This is a genomic window from Kitasatospora sp. NA04385, assembly GCF_013364235.1.
Lineage (GTDB): Bacteria > Actinomycetota > Actinomycetes > Streptomycetales > Streptomycetaceae > Kitasatospora.
The window spans coordinates 2,967,639-2,989,581 of sequence record NZ_CP054919.1 but is presented as its reverse complement, the minus strand read 5'-3'; the positions used below and the strand labels follow the sequence as shown (position 1 = coordinate 2,989,581).

Sequence of the window (21,943 nt, the reverse complement as noted above, 5' to 3'; positions counted from 1 at the left end):
GTCAGGCCCGGCCGCCGCCGAAGCGCTCGGTCCAGGCGGCCAGGTCCTCGTCGGTGATCTTGGCGAACAGCACCGGCGGGACGGTGAAGCCGGTGCCGGCCGGGACGAGCGACAGCGCGCGGGCCTCGTCGGCGGTGATCCAGGTGCGGGTGTCCCCGTCGAGGGCGAAGGAGCCCCGGATCGCCTTGGCCGCGGTCGGGATGAACGGCTCGGAGACCACCGAGTAGAGGTGGATCAGGTTGATCGCGGTGCGCAGGGTGCGGGCCGCGGCCTCCGGGTCGGTCTTGATCTCGGTCCACGGCGCGGTGACGTCGAGGTAGGAGTTGCCCGCCGACCACAGGGCGCGCAGCGCCTGCGCGGCCTTGCGGAAGTTGAGCGCGTCGAGCTGGGCCTCGTACTCGGCGAGCAGCTCGGCGATCTGGCGGCCGAGGGCGAGTTCGGCCTCGCCGTTCTCCGCCCCGGCCGGGACCTCGTCGCCGAAGCGCTTGCGGCTGAAGGAGAGCACCCGGTTGACGAAGTTGCCCAGGGTGTCGGCGAGGTCCTTGTTGACGGTCGCCGCGAACAGGTCCCAGGTGAAGCTGGAATCGTCCGACTCCGGGGCGTTCGCCATCAGGTAGTAGCGCCAGTAGTCGGCCGGCAGCAGTTCGAGCGCGACGTCGGTGAAGATGCCGAGCTTCTGGCTGGTGGAGAACTTGCCCCCGTAGTACGTCAGCCAGTTGAAGGCCTTGACGTAGTCGACCTTCTTCCACGGCTTGCGCGAGCCGAGGATGGTGGCCGGGAACATCACGGTGTGGAACGGGACGTTGTCCTTGGCCATGAACTCGGTGTACCGGACGGTGTCGTCCGCCTCGTACCACCAGGAGCGCCAGTCGCCGCCGGTCGCGTCCGCCCACTCCTTGGTGGCGCCGATGTACTCGATCGGGGCGTCGAACCAGACGTAGAACACCTTGCCCTCGGCGGCCAGTTCGGGCCAGGTGTCGGCCGGGACGGGGACGCCCCACTCCAGGTCCCGGGTGATCGCGCGGTCCTGGAGGCCCTCGGTCAGCCACTTGCGGGCGATCGAGGAGGCCAGCACCGGCCAGCTGTCGCCGTTGGCGGCGATCCAGGACTCGACCTCGTCGGTCAGCTTCGACTGGAGCAGGAACAGGTGCTTGGTCTCCCGGACCTCCAGCTCGGAGCTGCCGCTGATCGCCGAGCGCGGCTCCAGCAGGTCGGTGGGGTCGAGGACGCGGGTGCAGTTCTCGCACTGGTCGCCGCGCGCCTTGTCGTAGCCGCAGTGCGGGCAGGTGCCGACGATGTACCGGTCCGGCAGGAAGCGGCCGTCCGCGATCGAGTAGACCTGGCGGATCGCCCGTTCCTCGATGAAGCCGTTGGCGTGCAGCTCGCGGGCGATCTCCTGGGTGATCTCGCGGTTCTGCGGCGAGGACGAGCGGCCGAAGTAGTCGAAGGACAGCTGGAAGCCGTCGTAGACCGCCTTCTGCTGGTCGTGCGCCCGGGCGCAGAACTCGGCCACCGGCAGCCCCGCCTCCTGGGCGGCCAGCTCGGCGGGCGTGCCGTGCTCGTCGGTCGCGCAGATGTACAGCACCTCGTGGCCGCGCTGGCGCAGGTACCGGGAGTAGACGTCCGCCGGGAGCATCGACCCGACCATGTTGCCCAGGTGCTTGATCCCGTTGATGTAGGGAAGCGCGCTGGTGATCAACTGCCGAGTCATCCTGGGATGCTCCCTGTTCTCCGGCGGGCACGCCGACGCGCCCGCGGGTGGGTTCGAAGGGTCGGTGCGGGGCGTTGCCGCTGCCGCCCGGCCGCGGCCAATCGTACCGAACCGGGCCGTCCCGCCCGCACTGCTGATCGGCGGGCTGTCAAGGGGACGGTGCGGACCCGGGGCCGGAGGGGGCGGCGGCGCTCAGATCGCGTACCGCCAGGTCGTCAACAGGTAGGCGCCGTACCAGCACCCGAACAGCGCGGCGGCGCCCAGCACCGCGAGCCGGGTGCTCCGCCGGGCCCGGGCCAGCGCCGACGCGACGGGCAGCAGCACCACCAGCGCCGGGGCCAGCAGGCGCGGCTTGCAGTGGTAGTAGTTGCTCTGCCCCAGCGTCAGGACCACCACCAGCACCCCGTACACCAGCAGCGGCGGCCAGGCCGAGCGGCGCACTGCCAGCCCGAGCGCCAGCAGGTGCGCGAGCAGCAGGACGGCGACGCTGACCTCCACCCAGCCGTCGCCGGTGCGCAGCGCCGACAGCAGGAACTCCCCGCACGAGCGCCCCCAGTCCCAGCGGGTGTCCCAGCCGGCCCGCTGCACCGCGAACCACGCCCCCGCCGAACCCAGGCGCTCGGCGACCCAGGCCAGGTACAGCGGGGTGCCCGCGCACCCCAGCAGGGCGGCCGCCACCGGCCGCAGCGGCCGCTCCGGGCGGCGCCGCAGCTCGCCCAGCACCGCGACGGCCAGCGCCACGACCACCGCGACCCCCGCGGGCCGGGTCAGCCCCGCGAGGAACGCGCACGCGCCCGCCGCCGCCCAGCACCTGCGGTGCGCGGCCAGCAGGGCGCCGGCCGCCAGCGCCAGGAACGCCGACTCGCTGTACGCCATGAAGAACACCAGCGACATCGGCTGCGCCGCCGCCAGCAGCACCAGCGTGACGGTGGCCGCCCGCCGCGAGTACAGCCCGGCGACCAGCCGGTGCACCAGCACCAGCGCGGTGAGGAACGCCAGTTGGGCGGTGAGCACCGCCGCCCCGGGCCACCCCAGGCCGCTCACCGCGTGCACGGCCCGCACCAGCAGCGGGAACAGCGGGAAGAACGCCAGGTCGTTGCCGGTGAGCTCACCGTCGGCCGTGTACGTGAAACCCGCCGGGTAGCCGTCGGCGGCGATCGCCACGAAGTGCCGGCCGTCCCAGGCGGTCAGCCGCTCCACCAGCGACGTGCCGGGCCGCGACATGGCCGCGAGCAGCACCAGGTGCGCCACCAGCGAGCCGGCGTGGACGGCCACCGCCGGGCCCAGCACGACCCGCAGGCGCCCGGCGGGCGGGGCGGGTGCGGCGGGCGGCACCGGGAGGGGGCGGTCGAGCAGGGCGGCGCGGGGCATCGGGGCTCCTGGAGAGGGGGGGAAGGGCGGGAAGGGGGCTCGTTTCAGGGGCTCGGGGAACGGCGAAAAGCCCCGCCAGGGGCTCGGGGAACGGCGAGCCCGTGGCTGCTGACGGTTCACTGCCGTTGCGTGCATTGGCTTCTGGTTCTGTCACTGCACGCAGCGGCACGGACACTTCGATGGGCTCCGGCCGTCAGCAGCACGGACCCGCCGTTCCCCGGGCCCCTGATGGCGCCTCCCGCCGTCCTTCCGCGGGTCAGGAGTCGGGAGGGCTGTAGCTGGCGGTCGGGGTGGTGAAGGCGGGGGTGGGGACGGGGGTCTCGGAGGGCGTCGGGCGGGGGGTGGTGGCCGGGGTGAGGGGGGCGGCGGGGGGGGGGCCGGGGGTGAGCGCGGTGCCGAGGGCGAGGGCGAGGGCCAGGCAGCCGGTGGCGGTGGCGGCGCGCAGGCGGCGGCGTCGGCGGGCGCGGGTGGCGATCCGGGCGGGGGGCGGCGGCGCGGCGGCGCGGGCGGCCGTCCCGGCGGCGCCGCGGAGGAGGGCGGCGATCCGGTCGTCAGTGGAGGTCATCGGCGTGCTCCCGGGGCTCGGCGGGGTGGTCCAGGTGCTGGGCGAGGGCGGTCCGGGCCCGGGACAGGTGGGCCTTGACGGTGCCGGGGGCCATCCCGGTCTCCTCGGCGATCCGGGCGAGCGGCAGGTCGCAGACGTAGAACAGGGCGGCGCACAGCCGCTGGCGCTCGGACAGGCGCCGCAGCGCGAGCGCCACGTCGACCGAGGCCGGGTCCGGCCCGTCGACCTCGGCGTGGTCGCCGTGCCGCCGCCAGGCCCGGGCGGCGGTGCGGGCGCGGCGCCAGCGGCTGATCGCGAGCCGGCCGGCGACGGTGCGGACCCAGGCTTCCGGGGCGTGGTCGCGGTCCAGGCTGCGGCGGTGGCCCCAGGCCCGGACGAACGCCTCCTGGACCACGTCCTGGGCCTCGTGCAGGTCTCCGGTGACCACGTACAGCTGGCCGGTGAGCCGGTGGACCGAGTGGCGGTAGAACTCGGTGAACTCCTCCTCGGTCATCGGTCGGCTCCTTGCGTCTCGGGTACTTACCTCCGCTACGAGCCGCGGGCCCCGCCCGGTTGACACGGGTGACGCAGCTCACGCCCGCCGTCGCCGGACGCCTTGACGGGGCCGGTGCGCGGCGAGAAACTCATCGCATGATGAATTCTCCGGCGGGGCCGGTCGACGGCCCCGCGATCAGGGTCGAGGGGCTGGTGGTGCGGCGCGGCGGCACCGCCGTGCTGCCCGGGCTCGACCTCACCGTGGAGCGGGGCACCGTCACCGGACTGCTCGGGCCCAGCGGGTGCGGCAAGACCACCCTGCTGCGCAGCGTCGTCGGGGTGCAGCGGACCGCGTCCGGCACCGTCACCGTGCTGGGGCTCCCGGCCGGGTCCGCCGCGCTGCGCGACCGGGTCGGCTACGTCACCCAGGCCCCCTCCGTGTACGGGGACCTGACGGTCGGCGAGAACCTCGACCACTTCGCCGCGATCCTCGGCGCCCCGCCCGGCGACCCGGCCCGGGTGATCGCCGAGGTCGGCCTCGACGCCCACCGGCGCACCCCCGTCGCCCGGCTCTCCGGCGGCCAGCGGGCCCGGGTCTCGCTGGCCGCCGCGCTGCTCGGGCACCCCGAACTGCTCGTCCTGGACGAACCCACCGTCGGCCTCGACCCCGTGCTGCGGCAGGAGCTGTGGCAGCTGTTCCGGGGGCTCGCCGCGGGCGGCGCCACCCTGCTGGTCTCCAGCCACGTCATGGACGAGGCCACCCGCTGCGACCGCCTGCTGCTGATGCGCGAGGGCCGGCTGCTCGCCCACGACACCCCCGCCGCGCTGCTCGCCGCGACCGGCGCGCCCGACGTCGAGACCGCCTTCCTCACCCTCGTCCGCACCGCGCCGGAGGCCGTCCGATGAACGCCGCCACCCGCCGCACCCTCGCCACCGCCACCCGGGTGCTGGCCCAGCTGCGGCACGACCCGCGCACCGTGGCCATGCTGCTGTTCGTGCCCTGCCTGCTGCTGGTGCTGCTGCGCTACATGTACGACGCGCAGCCCGCCGCCTTCGACCGGATCGGCCCCGAGCTGCTCGGCGTCTTCCCGCTGCTGGTGATGTTCCTGGTCACCTCGGTCGCGATGCTCCGCGAGCGCACCGGCGGCACCCTGGAGCGCCTGCTCACCATGCCGCTCGGCCGGCTCGACCTGCTGCTCGGCTACGCGCTCGCCTTCGGCGCCGTCGCCCTGCTCCAGGCCGCCCTGGCCTCCGCGCTCACCATCGGCGTGCTCGGCCTGCACGTCGCCGGGCCGACCTGGATGCTGTTCGCCGTCGCGGTCGCCGACGGGCTGCTCGGCATGGCGCTGGGCCTGCTGGTCTCCGCGTTCGCCGCCACCGAGTTCCAGGCCGTCCAGTTCCTCCCCGCCGTCCTGCTGCCCCAACTCCTGCTCTGCGGGCTGTTCGTGGACCGCGCCGACATGGCGCCCGCGCTGCGCTGGATCTCCGACGTGCTGCCGCTCTCGTACGCCGTCGACGCGATGGGCCGGATCACCCGGGAGGGCGGGGTGGGCGGACGCGTGCTCGCCGACCTCGCCGTGGTGGCCGGAAGCGCCCTGCTCGCCCTCGCCCTCGGCGCCGCGACGCTGCGGCGGCGCACCGACTGACCGGCCGGCCCGCAGGGGCCGCGGACCCGGTCATTCGTGACCGTCCCGTGCCCGGGTCGCCATTGGGGGCGGCCCGGGCGCTGGGGCAGAATCGACGGCATGACCGAATCCGACCGGACGCCCCACCAGGGCTCCGCCGCCGACGAGCCCGTGTACGCCGACCGCGTCTACCGCTCCGTCCCCAGCGTCGTCGCGGGCGCCATGATGCTCGCCGTCGCCGCCTGGCTGATCACCGACGCCGTGGTGACCGGCTCCGGCGCCACCCCGTGGGTCGCCCTCGCCGCCGCGCCGGTCTTCGCCTTCCCGGTGATCGCCTACACCCTGCGGCCCGTGGTGCGCGCCAACGACCGGCGGCTGGTGGTGCGCAACCCGCTGCGGACGATCGTCGCGCCCTGGTCCAAGGTCGAGGGGCTCAAGGCCGGGTACTCGGTCGAACTCTTCGCCGACGGGCGCAAGTTCCAGGTCTGGGCGATCCCGGTCTCGATCCGCCAGCGCAAGAAGGCCACCCGCCGGGCGACCCGCGCGGTCGCCGAGGGCGACCCCGCGCTGCGCAGCCCCGCCCGCCCCGGCAAGGCCCCCCGCACGCCCCGCCCGGACGAGCTGGACTCCACCCGCGCCTGGTCCGACGCGGTGGTGAACGCGCTCCAGGAGCAGGCCGAACGCAACGCGCACAAGGCCTCGGCGGCCGGCGAGGTCACCGCGACCTGGTGCTGGTGGGTCATCGCGCCGACGCTGGCGGGGCTGGTCGCCCTGGTCGCGGTCGTCCTGGCCATCTGAGCGCACCCGGTAGCCCGGGGGAACGGCGCTACTGGAGGGCCATCAATGGAGGGCCACCACGTACTTGCCCTCGGCGCGGCCGGCGGCGAGCAGGTCGTGGGCGGCGGGGACGGCGGTGAGGTCGGGCAGGACGGTCACCGGGGTGTCGAGCGCGCCGGTGGCGAGCAGGTCGAGGGCGCGGCGGATCGCGGCGGCGACCTTGGCGGGGGCGTGGGTGAGCAGCCCGTTGTGGCTGAAGCCGGTGATCGTGGCGTTGGCGCCGAGCAGGCGGGGCAGGGGCGGCAGCGGGTCCGGGACGCCGCCGCCCGCGTTGCCGAAGAGGACGATGCGGCCGCCGGGGGCGAGCAGGTCGAGGTCGAGGTCGAGGGCGGCGGTGCCCAGCGGGTCGAGGACCAGGTCGATGCCGCGTCCGCCGTTGGCCGCGCGCAGCCGGGCGGCGAGGTCGGCGGGGTCGGTGCCGCGGGCGTGCACCGCGTCGTAGCCGTGCCGCCGGGCGGCCTCCGCCTTCTCGGGGCGTCCGACGGTGCCGAGCAGGCGGCCGCCGCCGAGGTGGGGGAGCAGCCGGGCCACGGCGGTGCCGATGCCGCCGCTCGCCGAGTGGACGAGGACGCTCTCGCCGGGGGCGAAGCGCCCGGCGTCGGTGAGCAGCAGCAGGGTGGTGGCGAGGCCGAGCGGGGTGGTGGCGGCGACGTGCGGCGGGACGCCGTCGGGGACGGGGACGGTGAGGGCCGCGTCGGCGACCGCGACCCGGGCGAGCCCGCCGGTCCGGGTGGCGGCGACCACGGGGGTGCCGACGGCGGGGCCGGTGACGCCCGCGCCGAGGGCCCGGACGGTGCCGGCGACCTCCTTGCCGGGGTGGTGCGGCCAGGCGGCGGTGTAGCCGCCGTCGCCGCGGCGGGCCATCACGTCGACGAAGTTCAGCCCGGCGTGGGTGACGTCGATCGCGATCTGGCCGGGGCCGGGCCGCGGCGGTTCGAGGTCGAGGACGTGGCTGTGTTCGGCGCCGCCTGCTTCGGTCATGACGAGTGCGCGCATGGTGGTCCCCCTCGACGTGTTTCGAGATACGATGTTCTACGAACGTCGAAATTAGTACCATGCAACTTCGACATCTGTCGAACATCCCTGGAGGAGGCGCCCCGTGCCCCGTCCCAGCCGCCGCCGCGAGGCGCCCCAGTACCCCGACACCGCCGACATCGACCTGCTGGACGTCCTGCACGCGCTCGCCGACCCGACCCGGATGACCATCGTGCAGACCCTCAGCGTCGAGCCCGAACGCGCCTGCGGCACCTTCCCGGTGGACGTCGCGCCCTCCACCCTCAGCCACCACTTCAAGGTGCTCCGCGAGGCGGGCCTGATCCGCCACCGCGAGGAGGCCAACCGCCGGCTGACCACGCTGCGCGCCGCCGACCTGGAGGAGCGCTTCCCGGGCCTGCTGGGCACGGTGGTCGCCGCCTACCGCAACGGCGGCTAGGGCCGGTCCGGCGGGGCCGAAAACGCCACCGGCCGCCAGGGAGGGGGCGGCCGGTGGCAGTGGCGGGGCGTCAGACCAGGCCCGCGGCCAGCGCGAAGTCCTGCTTGAGGAGGTCCAGCAGCGCCTGCGCCCGGGTGCGGGCGGCGGGCAGCTCGGCCGCGGCGGCGACCGGGAGGACGACCTCCAGGTAGCACTTGAGCTTCGGCTCGGTGCCGGACGGGCGCACGACCACCCGCGCCGAGCCGACGGCCGGGCCGGACAGCAGGTAGCGCAGGCCGTCGGTGGGGGGCAGGTCGGCGGAGCCGGCGGCGAGGTCGTCGGCGCGGGTGACGGCCAGGCCGGCCAGCTCGACCGGGGGCTTGTCGCGCAGCGCGGCCATCGCGTCCGAGATCACCGCGAGGTCGTCGACCCGGACCGAGAGCTGGTCGGTGGCGTGCAGGCCGTGGGCCAGCGCGAGGTCGTCCAGCAGGTCGGTCAGGGTGCGGCCGTCCCGCTTGAGCCCGGCGGCCAGTTCGGCGATCAGCAGGGCGGCGGTGACGCCGTCCTTGTCGCGGACGCCGTCCGGGTCGACGCAGTAGCCGAGCGCCTCCTCGTAGCCGTAGCGGATGCCCTCGGCGCGGGCGATCCACTTGAAGCCGGTGAGCGTCTCGGCGTAGCCCAGCCCGGCCGCGGCGGCGATCCTGCCGAGCAGGGTGGAGGAGACGATGGTGGTGGCGAACACCCCGGTGCCGCCCTTGGCGGCGACGGCCGCGCCGAGCAGCGCGCCGACCTCGTCGCCGCGCAGCATCCGCCAGTCGTTGCCGGTGGTGGGGACGGCCACCGCGCAGCGGTCGGCGTCCGGGTCGTTGGCGATCACCAGGTCGGGGCGGGCCGCCCGGGCGGCGGCGAAGGCGAGGTCCATCGCGCCCGGCTCCTCCGGGTTGGGGAACGCGACAGTGGGGAAGTCCGGGTCCGGTTCGGCCTGTTCGGCGACCACGACCGGCGCCGGGAACCCGGCGGCGCCGAACGCGGCCAGCAGCACGTCCCGGCCCACGCCGTGCAGCGGGGTGTAGACGGTGGCCAGGTCGCGCGGCCCGTCGGCGTCCAGCACCGAGACGGCGCGGGCCAGGTAGGCGGCGAGCACCTCCTCGCCGAGCACCTCCCAGCCGCCCTCGGCGCGCGGGACGTCGGCCAGCGCGCCCAGCGCGTCGATCTCGGCGGCGATGTCCGCGTCCGCGGGCGGGACGATCTGCGAGCCGTCGCCCAGGTACACCTTGTAGCCGTTGTCCTGCGGCGGGTTGTGGCTGGCGGTGACCACCACGCCGGCCGCCGCGCCCAGCTGCCGGATCGCGAAGGCGAGGACGGGCGTGGGCAGCGCGCGGGGCAGCAGCGCGGCGCGCAGGCCGGCGCCGACCACCACGGCGGCGGTGTCGAGGGCGAAGTCGTACGACTTGTGGCGGGCGTCGTAGCCGATCACCACCAGGTCGCCGAGCTCCGGGTGCTTGCGCACGTACCCGGCCAGGCCGGCGGCGGCCCGGATCACCACGGCGCGGTTCATCCGCATCGGCCCGGCGCCCAGCTCGCCGCGCAGCCCGGCGGTGCCGAACTGCAGGCGCCCGGCGAAGCGCTCGGCCAGCCGGGACCAGGCGATCCGCTCCTCGGACTCGGCCTCCGGCCCCTCGGCGCAGGCCAGCAGCCCGGCCAGCTCCGCGCGGGTCTGCGGGTCGGGGTCCTCGGCCAGCCAGGCGCGGGCCCGGTCGAGGAGGTCGTTGGTGGGTGCCTTCGGCATGCGGCCCGCTCCCTGGGTGTGTGAGGACGAGGGGTGAGAGGTGTGAGGACGGGGCGCGCGGCCCGTGCCGGTGGCGCGAGGGGGGCCGGCCCCGGCCCGGTGCGCGGGCGGCCCGGAGCCGGGCCTCCCGGCTCCCGGCCCGTCCGGCCGTCCCCCGCTCCTCGTCGTCACGGTTCCCGATTCTCCGTCAGCCGCGCGCCCGGGCGGGGGAGTCCGGCCCCCGCCGGGGTGTCAGATCCGTTCCAGGACCTTCGCCAGCAGGGCGCCCATCCGTTCGGCGGAGGCCCGGCCGGCCTCCAGCACCTCGGCGTGGTTGAGCGGTTCGCCGGTGATGCCCGCGGCCAGGTTGGTGACCAGCGAGATGCCGAGCACCTCGGCACCGGCCTCGCGGGCGGCGATGGCCTCCAGCGTGGTGGACATGCCGACCAGCTCGCCGCCGATCACCCGGGCCATGTTGACCTCGGCCGGGGTCTCGTAGTGCGGGCCGCGGAACTGCACGTAGACGGCCTCGTCGAGGGAGGGGTCGATCTCGCGGCACAGGGTGCGCAGGCGCTTGGAGTACAGGTCGGTGAGGTCGACGAAGTTGGCGCCGACGATCGGGGAGTCCGCGGTCAGGTTGATGTGGTCGCTGATCAGCACGGGCTGCCCGGGGACCCAACCCTCGCGCAGGCCGCCGCAGCCGTTGGTGAGCACGACGGTGCGGCAGCCGGCCGCGGCGGCGGTGCGCACGCCGTGCACCACGGTGGCCACGCCGTGGCCCTCGTAGTAGTGGTTGCGGCCGAGGAAGACCAGGGCCCGGCGCTCGCCGCCGGGAATCCGCACCGAGCGGACGGTGCCGGCGTGGCCGGCCACCGCGGGGGCCGGGAAGCCGGGCAGGTCGGTGACCGGGAACTCCGCGAGGGCCTCGCCCAGGGCGTCGGCGGCCGGCACCCAGCCGGAGCCCATCACCAGGGCGACGTCGTGGCGTTCGGCGCCGGTGAGTTCGCGCAGCCGGTCGGCGGCGGCCCGGGCGGCGGCGTAGGGGTCGGCGGGGGCGACCGTCTGAGGAGATGCGTTCACGCGGTCGAGGATAGGTCACATCTGCCTACGCGCGTAGACAGCAGGGCCAGGCCATGCCGGATCGTTACCCGGATTGCACGGAAGCACGGCATTCGTCCCCGGCGCGGCGGGGGCTCCCGGCGGAACCCACGGCCGCCGGCGCGGGGCGGTCCACCCGCCCCGGACGGTCAGCAGGGGCGGCGGCGCAGGTCCAGCACGTAGTCGTCGGGGGCGCCGGCGCTCTCCGCCGCGTCCGCGATCAGGCCCAGGTAGCGGGCGGCGGGCAGCCCGCCCTCGTAGTCGTTCAGCACGTACGTCCAGACCGCGACCTCGCCGTCCAGGGTCTGCGCGCGCAGCTTCACCTTGCGGTAGATGCCGAGCTGCACGCCCTCCCAGCGGTCCAGGCCGTCCTCGTCCATCGGCGCCACGTCGTACAGCGAGACGAAGACCTGCTCCTTCTCGTCCTCCACCACGGTGGCCAGCGAGCCCTCCCAGCCCAACTGCTCGCCGCCGAAGGTCAGCCGCCAGCCGGGCAGCCAGCCGGTGCCGCGCAGCGGGGAGTGCGGGGCGCGCCGGGACATCTGCCGGGCGTCGAGGTTGGTGGCGTAGGCGGCGTAGAGCGACATGCGGCCAGCCTACGGGAGCGGAACGGTCCACCGGGCTGCGAGCCCGGGGCGGGCCTACCGTGGAGGGAGGTCCCGCCCCGCGGGCGGACCCGCCGGGCCGGGGGCGGAGTGCGGGCCGGACGGGAGCGTCCTGATGCGACAACTACCGGTAGTGGCGGGCGTCTCGGCGGTCGCGGCGGTGCTGCTGGCGACCGCGGTCGGCTGCGGTTCGGGCGGTGGCCGGGCGGAGGCCAGCCCGCCGGGCGCGGTCACCGTCACCGCGACGCCCACGCCGACCGTCACCGTCACCCCGACGCCGACCCCGACGGTCACCGTCACGCCGCAGACGGTCACCGCGACGCCGAACCCGACCGTCACGGTCACCACCGCGAAGGGCGGCGGCGACCCGACGCTCACCAGCGCGATCGCCGTGGTGCAGCAGTACTACGAGGACATCAGCAACCACGACTACGCGGCGGCCTGGGCGCTGGGCGGCAAGAACATCGGCGGCAGCGACTACAACGGCTGGGTGAAGGGCTACGCCACCACCGCGAGCATTCACCTGGGCACCACCAGCACCTTCGGTTCGAACCAGGTGCGCGCGGTGATCTACGCGGTCCAGACCGACGGCAGCACGAAGACCTACGAGGGCACCTACACGGTGTCCGGCGGAGTGCTGGTGTCGGCCTCGATCCGGCAGACCGGCTAGTGGGAGCGGCGCGACCGGCCGGTGGGAGCAGTGAGAGGCGAACAACAACGCCCCCGGCGTGGATTCCGTTCCGGCATGCGGGAGAATGGGGCACGTGACTCGGATCGTGATCATCGGTGGCGGACCAGGCGGATACGAGGCGGCCCTCGTGGCCGCCCAGCTCGGCGCGGAGGTGACCGTCGTCGACCGCGACGGTCTGGGCGGATCGGCGGTGCTGACGGACTGCGTGCCGTCCAAGACGCTGATCGCCACCGCCGAGGTGATGACCAGCTTCGACAGCTCGTACGAGGAACTCGGCATCCTGGTCGCCGACGGCACGGCGGACGCGGCCGACCCGGCCCGGGTGGTCGGCGTCGACCTCGGCAAGGTCAACCGGCGCGTGAAGCGGCTGGCCATCGCCCAGTCGCACGACATCACCCAGGCGGTCACCCGGGCCGGCGTCACCGTGCTGCGCGGCCGCGGCCGGCTCGGCGGCGGCGGCCAGGCGATCGACGGCTCCCGCGAGGTGCTGGTCGAACTGGCCGACAGCGCCGTCGAGTCGGTGCGCGCCGACGCGGTGCTGATCGCCACCGGCGTCCGCCCGCGCGAGCTGCCCGACGCCCAGCCGGACGGCGAGCGGATCCTCGCCTGGACGCAGGTGTACGACCTGGAGGAGCTGCCGCGCGAGCTGATCGTGGTCGGCTCCGGCGTCACCGGCGCCGAGTTCGCCGGCGCCTACCAGGCGCTCGGCTCGAACGTCACGCTGGTCTCCTCGCGCGACCGGGTGCTCCCCGGCGAGGACCCGGACGCCGCCGAGGTGCTGGAGGACGTGTTCCGCCGCCGCGGCATGAACGTGATGAGCCGCTCCCGGGCGGAGAGCGCCAAGCGGGTCGGCGACCGGGTCGAGGTCACCCTCGCCGACGGCAAGGTGATCACCGGCACGCACTGTCTGATGGCGGTCGGCTCGATCCCCAACACCGCGGACCTGGGCCTGGAGGAGGCCGGCGTCGCGGTCAACGACTGGGGCCAGATCAAGGTGGACCGGGTCTCCCGCACCTCCGCCCCCGGCGTGTACGCGGCCGGCGACTGCACCGGCGTCTTCATGCTGGCCTCGGTGGCCGCCATGCAGGGCCGGATCGCGATGTACCACGCGCTCGGCGACGCGGTGCAGCCGCTGAACCTGAAGACCGTGGCGTCCAACGTGTTCACCGACCCGGAGATCGCCACCGTCGGCTACACCCACGCCGACGTGTCCTGCGGGAAGATGGACGCCGTCGAGGTGAAGCTCCCGCTGCGCGGCAACCCGCGGGCCAAGATGCAGGGCATCCGGGACGGCTTCGTGAAGCTGTTCGCCCGCCCCGGCACCGGCATCGTGGTCGGCGGCGTGGTGGTCGCCCCGCGTGCCTCCGAGCTGATCCACTCCATCTCGCTGGCGGTGGACAACAACCTGACGGTGGAGCAGGTGGCGAGCGCCTTCACGGTGTACCCGTCGCTGTCCGGCTCGACCGCCGAGGCGGCCCGCCAGCTGCACATCCGCAAGCGCGAGGTCGCCGGCTCCTGACGGGAACGCGCGGACGCGGGCGTGCGGATGCGGGCGTGCGGATGCGCGCAGACGCGGGCGTGCACGAGCAGGCGAGTGAGCCGGGCGCACGCCGTCCGGCTCACCCGGGCCGAGGGGCGCGCATTGTACGGTCGTGCGCCGTCCCGAGGTGAGCAAATCCCGTTACCAGGTGCAAACGCCTGAAAGCAGACGGTCACTCGGGTTACCGTCGGTCCTGTGTTTGCAGCAGAACGTCGCCAGTTGATCCTAGAGATGGTGCGCGCCAACGGAGCCGTGTCGCTCCGCGAACTGGCCCGCGTCGTCCAGACCTCCGAAGTCACCGTCCGCCGGGACGTCCGGGCGCTGGAGTCCGAAGGGCTGCTCGACCGCCGGCACGGCGGCGCGGTGCTGCCCGGCGGGTTCAGCCGGGACCCGGGCTACCCGCAGAAGACCCACCTCGCCACCGCCGAGAAGAGCGCCATCGCCGACCTCGCCGCGGACATGGTCGAGGAGGGCGACGCCATCGTGGTCGGCGCCGGCACCACCACCCAGGAGCTGGCCCGCCGGCTCGCCCGGGTGCCGGGGCTGACGGTGGTCACCAACTCGCTGCTGGTCGCCCAGGCGCTGGCGCACGCCAACCGGGTGGAGGTGGTGATGACCGGCGGCACGCTGCGCGGCTCCAACTACGCCCTGGTGGGCAGCGGCGCCGAGCAGTCGCTGGCCGGGCTGCGGGTCACCAAGGCGTTCATCTCCGGCAGCGGCCTGACCGCCGAGCGCGGCCTGTCCACCGCCAACATGCTGTCCGCCTCGGTCGACCGGGCGCTGGTGCAGGCCGCCAACGAGGTGATCGTGCTGGCCGACCACACCAAGCTGGGCACCGACAGCATGTTCCAGACCGTCGCCACCGAGGCGATCACCCGGCTGGTCACCGACGAGCGCACCCTGCTGGACGACCTCACCTCCCGGGAGCAGCACGCGCTCGCCGACTGCGGGGTGCAGGTGTCGGTGGCCTCGCTCGGCCTGGCCACCGAGTCCGGCGGGCACCCGCAGGCCGCCCGCCGGGCCGCCGCCCCGCCCGCGCCGGCCGCCCCCGGCAGCCCGCTGCCCGGCCAGCGCCGTCCCGCCCCGCACGGGGCCCTGCCGCCCGCCGCCCGGCTCGCCGAGCGGATCCGCTGACGCCCGCCCCCGCCCACCGCGCCCGGGGCGCCCCACTGACCGGTTCCGGCCCGCCCGCCGCCGACCCCTGGCCGCCCCGGCCGACCCGCTTGTAGCGTCTGCCCCCATGGACGCAGCGAGCGAAACACTCGACCGCACAACGGAATTGACGGTACGTGACGCGCGTGGCGGCCGCGGCCCCGCGACCTGGGGGCAGCGCGCCATCCACTCCGCCCTGGTCAAGCTCGGCACCGAGGCACCCCGCTACAACCTGCGGCTGGCCGCGCCCGTCGACCCCGGCATGACGCCGGAGGCGGTGCTCCGCGCCTACACCGAACTGCTGCACCTGCACGACGCGCTGCGCACCCGCCTGGTCGAGGAGGACGGCGACCTGGTCCAGATCGCCGACGCCGACGGCACCCTCCCGGTGGCGCTGCTGCACCGGGACACGCCCGAGCTGGCCGAGGAGGCCGCCGCCGACCTGCTCGGCGCGTACGCCCGGCAGCCCTTCGACCCGGCCGGCGGCTGGCCGGTGCGGCTCGGCCTGGTGCTGGTCGACGGCCTGGTCCGGCAGACCGTCGTGGTGCTCTCGCACACCGCCGCGGACGGCTGGGGGATGCGCCGGATGGTCCGCGACCTGATGCTGCTGGCCGCCGGGCGCACCGCCCGGGACCTGCGCGCCGAGCGGGAGTTCGCCCAGCCGCTGGAGGAGGCCGCCGAGCAGCGCTCGCCGCGCGGCCGCCGCCGGGACGCCGCCGCCCGTCGGCACTGGCGGGACAAGCTGGCCGCCGGGCCGCGCACCCTGCTGCCCCGCCCGCCCGGCGAACCGGACCCGCGGCGGACCTTCCCGTACGCGCTGCTGCGCTCCCCGGCGCTGGCCGCCGCCCTCCCGGAGGCCGCCGCCCGGTTGCAGACCAGCGACGCCACGGTGCTGCTGGCCGCCGCCGCCACCGAACTGGCCCGGCTCGGCGGGCAGCGCGCCTTCCTGTGCCAGGTGGTGGTCGGCAACCGGTTCACCGAGCAGGCCGCCGAGGCGGTCACCACGCTCGCCCAGGAGGGCCTGTTCCACCTCCCGGAGATCTCCGCGGACTTCGCCGAGACCGTCCGCCGCGCCCGGGGCCCGGCGCTCGCCGCCTACCGCCACTCCGGCTACGACAAGCCGGAGTTGGACGCCGAGCTGGACGGGCTGCGGGCCGCGGGCGTCGAGCTGGCCGACCACTCGGTGTTCTGGAACGACACCAGGGACCCGCTGGCCGCGCTGATGGCCGACGCCCCGGGCCGGGAGGGCCCGGCGGAGCGGGAGCTGAGCTTCCCCGACGAGTTCCCGATCCGCCCCGGGGTGTCCGTCGCGGTGGACGTGGTGGTGGTGCCGGGCGCGGTCGAACTGCGGATGGTGGTGGACGGCGCGCTGCTGAGCCGGGAGCAGATGGCCGGGTTCCTGTGCGGCGTCGAGGAACTGGTGCTGGGCGCGGCCGGGCAGCCCGGGCCGGACCGCCCGAAGGCCGGGTAGCCCGGGCCGGACAGCCGGAAGGGCGGCGGGGGTCCGTGGACCCCCGCCGCCCTTCCGGTGCCGAGACGCGGGCTCAGACGTCCTTGATCTCGCAGAGGGCGGCGCCGCTGGAGACGGAGGCGCCGATCTGGGCGGTGAGGCCGACGATGGTGCCGGCCTTGTGGGCGTTGAGGGGCTGTTCCATCTTCATGGCTTCGAGGACGACGACGAGTTCGCCTTCGGCGACGACCTGGCCCTCCTCGACGGCGACCTTGACGATGGTGCCCTGCATCGGCGAGGCCAGGGTGTCACCGGAGACCGCGGAGGCGGCCTTCTTGGTGCCGGTGCGGCGCTTGGCCTTCGCCGCGCCCGCGCCCGCCGCCGGGGCGGAGGCGACGCCCAGGGAGGACGGCAGCGAGACCTCGATGCGCTTGCCGCCGACCTCGACGACCACGGTCTCGCGGCCCTCGGGCTCCTCGCCGTCGGGGCCCGCGCCCGCGAACGGCGGGATGGTGTTCTGGAACTCGGTCTCGATCCACCGGGTGTAGACGGTGAACGGGCCGTTCTGGCCGTTCACCTCGGGGGCGAAGGCGGGGTCGGTGACGACGGTCTGGTGGAAGGGGATGGCGGTGGCCATGCCGTCGACCTTGAATTCCTCCAGGGCGCGCTTGGCGCGCTGGAGGGCCTGCTGGCGGGTGGCGCCCGAGACGATCAGCTTGGCGAGCAGGGAGTCCCAGGCGGGGCCGATGACGGAGCCGGATTCGACGCCGGCGTCGAGGCGGACGCCGGGGCCGGACGGCGGGGCGAAGAGGGTGACGGTGCCGGGGGCGGGGAGGAAGCCGCGGCCGGGGTCTTCGCCGTTGATGCGGAACTCGAAGGAGTGGCCGCGGATTTCGGGGTCGTCGTAGCCGAGGGGTTCGCCGTCGGCGATGCGGAACATCTCGCGGACCAGGTCGAGGCCGGTGACTTCTTCGGAGACGGGGTGTTCGACCTGGAGGCGGGTGTTGACCTCGAGGAAGGAGATCAGGCCGTCCTGGNAGACGAGGAATTCGCAGGTGCCGGCGCCGACGTAGCCGGCTTCGCGGAGGATGGCCTTGGAGGCGCGGTAGAGCTCGGCGTTCTGCTCGGGGGTGAGGAACGGCGCGGGGGCTTCCTCGACCAGCTTCTGGTGGCGGCGCTGGAGCGAGCAGTCGCGGGTGGAGACGACGACGACGTTGCCGTGCTGGTCGGCCAGGCACTGGGTTTCGACGTGGCGGGGCTTGTCGAGGTACTGCTCGACGAAGCACTCACCGCGGCCGAACGCGGCGACGGCTTCGCGGACGGCGGATTCGTAGAGTTCGGGGATCTCTTCGAGGGTGCGGGCGACCTTGAGGCCGCGGCCGCCGCCGCCGAAGGCGGCTTTGATGGCGACGGGCAGGCCGTGTTCGGTGGCGAAGGCGGTGACTTCGTCGGCGCCGGAGACGGGTTCGGGGGTGCCGGCGACCAGGGGGGCGCCGGCGCGTTGGGCGACGTGGCGGGCGGTGACCTTGTCGCCGAGGTCGCGGATGGCTTGCGGGGGTGGGCCGATCCAGGTCAGGCCTGCGTCGAGGACGGCTTGGGCGAAGTCGGCGTTCTCGGAGAGGAAGCCGTAGCCGGGGTGGATGGCGTCGGCGCCGGAGTCGGCGGCGGCTTTGAGGACTTTGGCGATGTCCAGGTAGCTGGTGGCGGGGGTGTCGCCGCCGAGCGCGTAGGCCTCGTCGGCGGCCCGTACGTGCAGCGCGTCCCGGTCAGGCTCCGCGTACACGGCGACGCTGGCGATTCCCGCGTCCCGGCAGGCCCGGGCGACGCGGACGGCGATTTCTCCGCGGTTGGCGATGAGCACCTTGCGCACTGTGGCTCCCTTCTCGAACCTCGTCGAGTCTATGGATGGAAGGGCGCTACCGGCGAGTAGTCCCTGGTGGTGAGCGTGCTCACACGCTCGTTTGCCGGACTCCCGTGCGAGCGGCGGCCGTTGGCGCGGCGCCGCAGGCGGTGGGCCCGGCGCGGGCGTGGCGGCGGGCCGGAACGCCCGGGGGAGAGGGGGGTGGCCTTCGCCACACCGGATCGGGTCAGGCGGCCACCGGCTGGGGACGGGTGGTCGCGGCGGCCGTCACGTCGGCCTCGAACTCGACCACGTCCGGTCCGTACGCCCGGGCGTTCACCACCCGCAGCACCAGGGCGAACGCGCCGTCCCGGCCGTGCCGGCGGGCCAGCTCCCGGTGGTGGGAGGCCAGGTAGCGGGCCGCGGCGTGGTTGGACACCGCGGTCTGCCCGGCTATCACGAACACCGGCCGGCTGCCCTCGCGCAGGTGGATCCGGGCCAGCAGCACGTGCGCCCGCTGGCCGGGCTCCTCCGCGGAGGTCAGGAACCGGAACTGCCGCGAGCCGACCAGCAGGGTGTGCACCGGGTGGCCGGCCTCCGCGGGCGGGCCGACGAACGAGACCCCCGGCAGCCAGGATTCCAGGTGGGCCGCCGTCCGCTTGTTCCCGGCCGGGCCGCCCACGCAGAACTCGGTCTTGTCGCCCAGCCCCTGCCGGACTTCGTCGTGCCCGGTCAGCGTCGCCCGCGCGCCGCACTCGCGCACCAGCGCGGCCAGTTCCATCAGCGCGTAGACGTCGTCGCGGGCCACGCTCTTCGCGTCCGCGGCCGACGCCTGGCGGTTGACCACCAGCAGCGCCTCGCCGGTGGCGGGAAGTCCGAAGAAGGCCCGCTGCCGTCCCAGCCGGCGCCGCCGGCGCAGGGTCTGGGCCAGCCAGCCCAGCCCGGCACTGATCGCCGAAGCGACCAGCCCCAGAACGACGTTGAGCACACCATCGGTCATCTTCCGCTCCTCGTCGCTCCTCTCCGTCCCGGCTGCGTCAGCCTAACGGCGCCCCGCCCGGCAGTGGAGTGGAACTCTGCAACAGATGTACGAGCCGGGTTCTGTCCGATTCCGCACCCCGCAAGGGGAATTCTTCGTTCCGCTTCCGGCCCGGTCCCCGGGATAACGGAATGGTTCAGACCATTGACCCGGCTCCGGGCGCTCCCTAGCGTCACAGCCACCACTGCACCATCCGCACGATTCACGGGGGAAAACGTGAAGCGTTCCGCACTGCCCGTCGCGCTCGCCGCGGCCGCGCTGCTGCTCACCGCCTGCTCCGGCGACGGCTCCGGCAGCTCCGGAAAGACCGGGGCCGCGCCCGGCCCGAGCGCCGACACCTACGGCTGCGTCACCCAGGCCCAGGCCGCCAAGGGCTCCTTCAGCCTGGACGCGGGCACCTCCGGCGGCTCGGACGTCGACGCCTACTACCAGGACTCCGACGCGGGCCACGCCAAGGTCGGAGTGATCTTCTCGCACCAGCGGGACGGCTCGCTCTGCGAGTGGGCGCTCGACTTCCCGGCCTTCACCAAGGCCGGGTACGCCGTCCTGGCCTACACCTCGGAGGGCGACGTCACCGAGGTGATCAAGGCGGGCGCCGACTACCTCAAGTCCAAGGGCGTCGGCGCGGTCGCGCTGGTCGGCGCCTCCAAGGGCGCCGCCGGCTCCCTGGTCGCGGCCAAGCTGGACAATCCGCTGCCGGTCAAGGCCGTGGTCTCGCTCAGCTCGCCCACCACCTACCCGCAGTACAACGCCGCGATCGCGGTCACCACGGTCAAGGCGCCCACCTACTTCGCCGCCGAACAGACCGACAGCCCGTTCAACGACAACGCCCGGACCCTCTACGACGCCTCCGTCGCCGAGGACAAGCAGCTCAAGATCTACCCGGGCGGCAACCACGGCGCCCTGCTGCTCCAGGACGGCGCGCTGCCCGACGTACTCGACTACCTGGCCCGGCACGCCCCCGCGGCGGGTTAGCCGGCGCTCAGGCCCACAGGTCGGTGATGCGCACGTCCAGCTCGGCGAGCAGGCGGCGCAGCAGCGGCAGGGAGAGGCCGATCACGTTGCCGGGGTCGCCGTCGATCCCCTCCACGAACGGTGCCGAACGGCCGTCCAGGGTGAACGCCCCGGCCACGTGCAGCGGTTCGCCGGAGGCGACGTAGGCGGCGACCTCGGCGTCGTCCGGCGTCCCGAACCGGACGGTGGTCGAGGCGGTCGCGCTCGCCCGCCGCCCGGTCGCGGTGTCGATCACGCAGTGGCCGGTCCGCAGGACGCCCTCGCGCCCGCGCATCGACCGCCAGCGGGCGACGGCCTCCGCCGCGTCGGCCGGCTTGCCCAGCGCGGCGCCGTCCAGTTCCAGCACCGAGTCGCAGCCGATCACCAGCGGCGGCTCGCCCGGCTCGGCGGCCAGCTCGCCCGCGACCTTCTCCGCCTTCGCGACCGCCAGCACCAGCGCCAGTTCGCCCGGTGTCGCGGCGCTCAGCGCGTCCTCGTCCACCCCGCTCACCCGCACCCGCGGGTCCAGGCCCGCCTGTCGCAGCAGGCCCAGCCGGGCGGGGGAGGCGGACGCGAGAACCAGCGGGCGGCGAGCGGTCATGGCCCCAGCCTAGCCCGCGGCCGGACCGCGCTACACCAGCACCAGGGCCGCGCCCGCGAGCGCCAGCAGCGCGATCAGCAGGGCCGTCCGGCGCAGCCTGCGCTGCACCTCGCGGGCCTCTTGCGACGGCTCGTCGCGGGGGTCTGACCAGAGCACTCCACCAGGGTGCAGCCCGCGGGCGGGGCGGCGCCTGAGTATCCGTACTCAGTCCGGCGTACCGGAACGGTTCGGGCGCCCCCTTGACGCAAAGGCCAGGGTTCCCTGCAATAGAGCAACTGACATGTCGGGTTCATGATCGGCGGTGTGCGGTCCGCCGGAATGCTCCCGTGCCCGACTCCGTGTCACCCCCATGGTCAGGGCACGCATCGCAGCTCCAGAACCACCCCACTGGTTTCGGCTGAGGAGAAACAGACCCATGTCCCAGTTCACCACCACGGCGAGGACCACCACCGCCGCGGCCCGTCCCCACCTGATCGCGCTGCACCGCGCGGTCGTCGGACTGCTCTTCGCCTGCCACGGCGCCGCGTCCCTGTTCGGCGTGCTCGGCGGCGCCTACGGCGGAGGCAGCATCAAGGCCGGCACCTGGCCCGGCTGGTACGCCGCCGTCATCCAGCTGGTCTGCGGCTCCCTGGTCCTGCTCGGCCTCGGCACCCGGGGCGCCGCGCTGATCGCCTCCGGCTCGATGGCCTACGCCTACTTCACCGTCCACCAGGAGAACGCGCTCTTCCCGCTCCAGAACGGCGGCGAGTCCGCGGTGCTCTTCTGCTGGGCCTTCCTGCTGATCGCCGCCCTCGGCCCCGGCAGCTTCGCGATCACCGGCCGGGAGAAGCGGCAGCGGTAGCGGTAGCGCCCGCGGGGGCCCGGGGAGCGGGGGGCGTCGGCGCGACGGTGCACCACCGTCGCGCCGACGCCCCTCCCCGGGCCCCCGGTCCGTCCCCTTCCTCCGCGGAAAGTTTCAGCGCGGCCAGAGGCTGGTGCGCCAGGCGTGCGGGCCCGGGGCCGGGACGCGGCGGGGGGTGCGGTCGGTCCAGGCGGTGGCCGGGCCGCGGGCGGGGCCGGCGGCGGCCCGGGTCGCGGCCCGGGATTGGACCACCGCCAGGACGGTGGCCAGCTCCTCGGGGGTCGGCTGCCCGTGCAGCACCTGAATGGGGGTCATGGCGCAGGTGTCCCTT

General features: G+C 74.7%; 23 protein-coding genes. 10 read left to right on the top strand and 13 right to left on the bottom strand.

All coding sequences use genetic code 11. The annotated features are described in order from the left end of the window. Position 1: 1 nt before the first annotated feature. From metG to HUT16_RS12995, 4 genes are all read right to left on the bottom strand, one after another. Positions 2–1,711 (bottom strand): methionine--tRNA ligase, encoded by a 1,710-nt coding sequence (gene metG / locus HUT16_RS13010; protein ID WP_176188375.1) that lies wholly within the window; start codon positions 1,709–1,711, stop codon positions 2–4. Positions 1,712–1,903: 192 nt separating this feature from the next. Continuing rightward, positions 1,904–3,082: a hypothetical protein gene (locus HUT16_RS13005; protein ID WP_254897790.1), complete on the bottom strand. Its 1,179-nt coding sequence runs from the start codon at positions 3,080–3,082 to the stop codon at positions 1,904–1,906. A gap of 256 nt (positions 3,083–3,338) precedes the next feature. After that, the gene (locus HUT16_RS13000; protein ID WP_176188374.1) at positions 3,339–3,647 is read right to left on the bottom strand and encodes a hypothetical protein; all 309 of its coding nucleotides are present in this window, start codon (positions 3,645–3,647) and stop codon (positions 3,339–3,341) included. Further along, complete coding sequence (locus HUT16_RS12995; protein ID WP_176188373.1) at positions 3,634–4,140, bottom strand: SigE family RNA polymerase sigma factor; 507 nt, start codon at positions 4,138–4,140, stop codon at positions 3,634–3,636. Before HUT16_RS12995 ends, HUT16_RS13000 begins: the two co-directional genes overlap by 14 nt. 137 nt (positions 4,141–4,277) lie before the next feature. Between HUT16_RS12995 and HUT16_RS12990 the strand changes: the two genes are divergently transcribed. The 3 genes from HUT16_RS12990 (at position 4,278) to HUT16_RS12980 (ending at position 6,544) form a co-directional block, all read left to right on the top strand. Continuing rightward, positions 4,278–5,027, top strand: a complete 750-nt coding sequence (locus HUT16_RS12990; protein WP_217712058.1) for an ABC transporter ATP-binding protein — start codon at positions 4,278–4,280, stop codon at positions 5,025–5,027. Beyond that, on the top strand, positions 5,024–5,767 hold the full coding sequence (locus HUT16_RS12985; protein ID WP_176188372.1) for an ABC transporter permease: 744 nt from the start codon (positions 5,024–5,026) through the stop codon (positions 5,765–5,767). The genes HUT16_RS12990 and HUT16_RS12985 overlap by 4 nt, the downstream gene beginning before the upstream one ends. A 99-nt stretch (positions 5,768–5,866) precedes the next feature. Beyond that, complete coding sequence (locus HUT16_RS12980) at positions 5,867–6,544, top strand: PH domain-containing protein (RefSeq protein WP_176188371.1); 678 nt, start codon at positions 5,867–5,869, stop codon at positions 6,542–6,544. 42 nt (positions 6,545–6,586) lie between these two features. On the opposite strand, the gene HUT16_RS12975 is transcribed toward HUT16_RS12980, so the two are convergent. Next, positions 6,587–7,579 (bottom strand): zinc-binding dehydrogenase, encoded by a 993-nt coding sequence (locus HUT16_RS12975; RefSeq protein ID WP_176188370.1) that lies wholly within the window; start codon positions 7,577–7,579, stop codon positions 6,587–6,589. 103 nt (positions 7,580–7,682) lie between these two features. Here HUT16_RS12975 and HUT16_RS12970 point away from each other — a divergent pair, with 103 nt between their 5' ends. Further along, positions 7,683–8,015 carry a helix-turn-helix transcriptional regulator gene (locus HUT16_RS12970; RefSeq protein WP_176188369.1) on the top strand — a complete coding sequence of 111 codons (333 nt, stop codon included), beginning with the start codon at positions 7,683–7,685 and terminating at the stop codon, positions 8,013–8,015. 70 nt (positions 8,016–8,085) lie between these two features. On the opposite strand, the gene HUT16_RS12965 is transcribed toward HUT16_RS12970, so the two are convergent. The 3 genes from HUT16_RS12965 to HUT16_RS12955 form a co-directional block, all read right to left on the bottom strand. After that, entirely contained in the window at positions 8,086–9,783 is a 1,698-nt protein-coding gene (locus HUT16_RS12965; RefSeq protein WP_176188368.1) for a phospho-sugar mutase, read from the bottom strand. A 231-nt stretch (positions 9,784–10,014) separates the two neighbouring features. Beyond that, positions 10,015–10,842: a purine-nucleoside phosphorylase gene (locus tag HUT16_RS12960; RefSeq protein ID WP_176188367.1), complete on the bottom strand. Its 828-nt coding sequence runs from the start codon at positions 10,840–10,842 to the stop codon at positions 10,015–10,017. Positions 10,843–11,009: 167 nt separating this feature from the next. After that, a complete protein-coding gene (locus tag HUT16_RS12955; RefSeq protein WP_030457274.1) occupies positions 11,010–11,447 on the bottom strand; it encodes a gamma-glutamylcyclotransferase in 438 nt (145 codons plus the stop codon). A gap of 133 nt (positions 11,448–11,580) precedes the next feature. Between HUT16_RS12955 and HUT16_RS12950 the strand changes: the two genes are divergently transcribed. The 4 genes from HUT16_RS12950 to HUT16_RS12935 all read left to right on the top strand — a co-directional run bounded on the left by HUT16_RS12950 (position 11,581) and on the right by HUT16_RS12935 (position 16,319). Further along, positions 11,581–12,135, top strand: coding sequence for a hypothetical protein (locus HUT16_RS12950; RefSeq protein WP_176188366.1), 555 nt, complete (start codon positions 11,581–11,583; stop codon positions 12,133–12,135). Between the two features lie 85 nt (positions 12,136–12,220). Beyond that, the gene (locus HUT16_RS12945; protein WP_176188365.1) at positions 12,221–13,675 is read left to right on the top strand and encodes an NAD(P)H-quinone dehydrogenase; all 1,455 of its coding nucleotides are present in this window, start codon (positions 12,221–12,223) and stop codon (positions 13,673–13,675) included. Positions 13,676–13,891: 216 nt separating this feature from the next. Then, positions 13,892–14,830, top strand: a complete 939-nt coding sequence (locus HUT16_RS12940; protein ID WP_303392078.1) for a DeoR/GlpR family DNA-binding transcription regulator — start codon at positions 13,892–13,894, stop codon at positions 14,828–14,830. A 145-nt stretch (positions 14,831–14,975) separates the two neighbouring features. Beyond that, the gene (locus HUT16_RS12935) at positions 14,976–16,319 is read left to right on the top strand and encodes a condensation domain-containing protein (RefSeq protein WP_254897789.1); all 1,344 of its coding nucleotides are present in this window, start codon (positions 14,976–14,978) and stop codon (positions 16,317–16,319) included. A 73-nt stretch (positions 16,320–16,392) separates the two neighbouring features. Here the strand turns inward: HUT16_RS12935 and HUT16_RS12930 are convergent, their stop codons facing one another. After that, the gene (locus tag HUT16_RS12930; RefSeq protein WP_176188363.1) at positions 16,393–18,168 is read right to left on the bottom strand and encodes a biotin carboxylase N-terminal domain-containing protein; all 1,776 of its coding nucleotides are present in this window, start codon (positions 18,166–18,168) and stop codon (positions 16,393–16,395) included. A gap of 217 nt (positions 18,169–18,385) precedes the next feature. After that, positions 18,386–19,138, bottom strand: coding sequence for a hypothetical protein (locus HUT16_RS12925; protein ID WP_176188362.1), 753 nt, complete (start codon positions 19,136–19,138; stop codon positions 18,386–18,388). A 255-nt stretch (positions 19,139–19,393) separates the two neighbouring features. Here HUT16_RS12925 and HUT16_RS12920 point away from each other — a divergent pair, with 255 nt between their 5' ends. Further along, positions 19,394–20,152: a S9 family peptidase gene (locus HUT16_RS12920; protein ID WP_176188361.1), complete on the top strand. Its 759-nt coding sequence runs from the start codon at positions 19,394–19,396 to the stop codon at positions 20,150–20,152. 7 nt (positions 20,153–20,159) lie between these two features. Here HUT16_RS12920 and HUT16_RS12915 read toward each other — a convergent pair whose 3' ends face one another. Beyond that, on the bottom strand, positions 20,160–20,771 hold the full coding sequence (locus HUT16_RS12915; RefSeq protein WP_176188360.1) for a nucleoside triphosphate pyrophosphatase: 612 nt from the start codon (positions 20,769–20,771) through the stop codon (positions 20,160–20,162). A gap of 30 nt (positions 20,772–20,801) precedes the next feature. Further along, positions 20,802–20,927 (bottom strand): morphogenic membrane protein MmpB, encoded by a 126-nt coding sequence (gene mmpB, locus HUT16_RS39235; protein ID WP_303392077.1) that lies wholly within the window; start codon positions 20,925–20,927, stop codon positions 20,802–20,804. A gap of 259 nt (positions 20,928–21,186) precedes the next feature. Here mmpB and HUT16_RS12910 point away from each other — a divergent pair, with 259 nt between their 5' ends. Then, positions 21,187–21,612, top strand: a complete 426-nt coding sequence (locus tag HUT16_RS12910) for a DoxX family protein (protein WP_176188359.1) — start codon at positions 21,187–21,189, stop codon at positions 21,610–21,612. A 114-nt stretch (positions 21,613–21,726) separates the two neighbouring features. Here the strand turns inward: HUT16_RS12910 and HUT16_RS12905 are convergent, their stop codons facing one another. Next, complete coding sequence (locus HUT16_RS12905) at positions 21,727–21,927, bottom strand: acyl-CoA carboxylase subunit epsilon (protein WP_176188358.1); 201 nt, start codon at positions 21,925–21,927, stop codon at positions 21,727–21,729. Positions 21,928–21,943: the final 16 nt, after the last annotated feature.

Coding starts and splice junctions, on each gene's coding strand:
- metG (WP_176188375.1), bottom strand. CDS start 1,711: ATGACTCGGCAGTTGATCACCAGCGCGCTTCCCTACATCAACGGGATC.
- HUT16_RS13005 (WP_254897790.1), bottom strand. CDS start 3,082: ATGCCCCGCGCCGCCCTGCTCGACCGCCCCCTCCCGGTGCCGCCCGCC.
- HUT16_RS13000 (WP_176188374.1), bottom strand. CDS start 3,647: ATGACCTCCACTGACGACCGGATCGCCGCCCTCCTCCGCGGCGCCGCC.
- HUT16_RS12995 (WP_176188373.1), bottom strand. CDS start 4,140: ATGACCGAGGAGGAGTTCACCGAGTTCTACCGCCACTCGGTCCACCGG.
- HUT16_RS12990 (WP_217712058.1), top strand. CDS start 4,278: ATGATGAATTCTCCGGCGGGGCCGGTCGACGGCCCCGCGATCAGGGTC.
- HUT16_RS12985 (WP_176188372.1), top strand. CDS start 5,024: ATGAACGCCGCCACCCGCCGCACCCTCGCCACCGCCACCCGGGTGCTG.
- HUT16_RS12980 (WP_176188371.1), top strand. CDS start 5,867: ATGACCGAATCCGACCGGACGCCCCACCAGGGCTCCGCCGCCGACGAG.
- HUT16_RS12975 (WP_176188370.1), bottom strand. CDS start 7,579: ATGCGCGCACTCGTCATGACCGAAGCAGGCGGCGCCGAACACAGCCAC.
- HUT16_RS12965 (WP_176188368.1), bottom strand. CDS start 9,783: ATGCCGAAGGCACCCACCAACGACCTCCTCGACCGGGCCCGCGCCTGG.
- HUT16_RS12955 (WP_030457274.1), bottom strand. CDS start 11,447: ATGTCGCTCTACGCCGCCTACGCCACCAACCTCGACGCCCGGCAGATG.
- HUT16_RS12950 (WP_176188366.1), top strand. CDS start 11,581: ATGCGACAACTACCGGTAGTGGCGGGCGTCTCGGCGGTCGCGGCGGTG.
- HUT16_RS12945 (WP_176188365.1), top strand. CDS start 12,221: ATGGGGCACGTGACTCGGATCGTGATCATCGGTGGCGGACCAGGCGGA.
- HUT16_RS12925 (WP_176188362.1), bottom strand. CDS start 19,138: ATGACCGATGGTGTGCTCAACGTCGTTCTGGGGCTGGTCGCTTCGGCG.
- HUT16_RS12915 (WP_176188360.1), bottom strand. CDS start 20,771: ATGACCGCTCGCCGCCCGCTGGTTCTCGCGTCCGCCTCCCCCGCCCGG.
- HUT16_RS12910 (WP_176188359.1), top strand. CDS start 21,187: ATGTCCCAGTTCACCACCACGGCGAGGACCACCACCGCCGCGGCCCGT.
- HUT16_RS12905 (WP_176188358.1), bottom strand. CDS start 21,927: ATGACCCCCATTCAGGTGCTGCACGGGCAGCCGACCCCCGAGGAGCTG.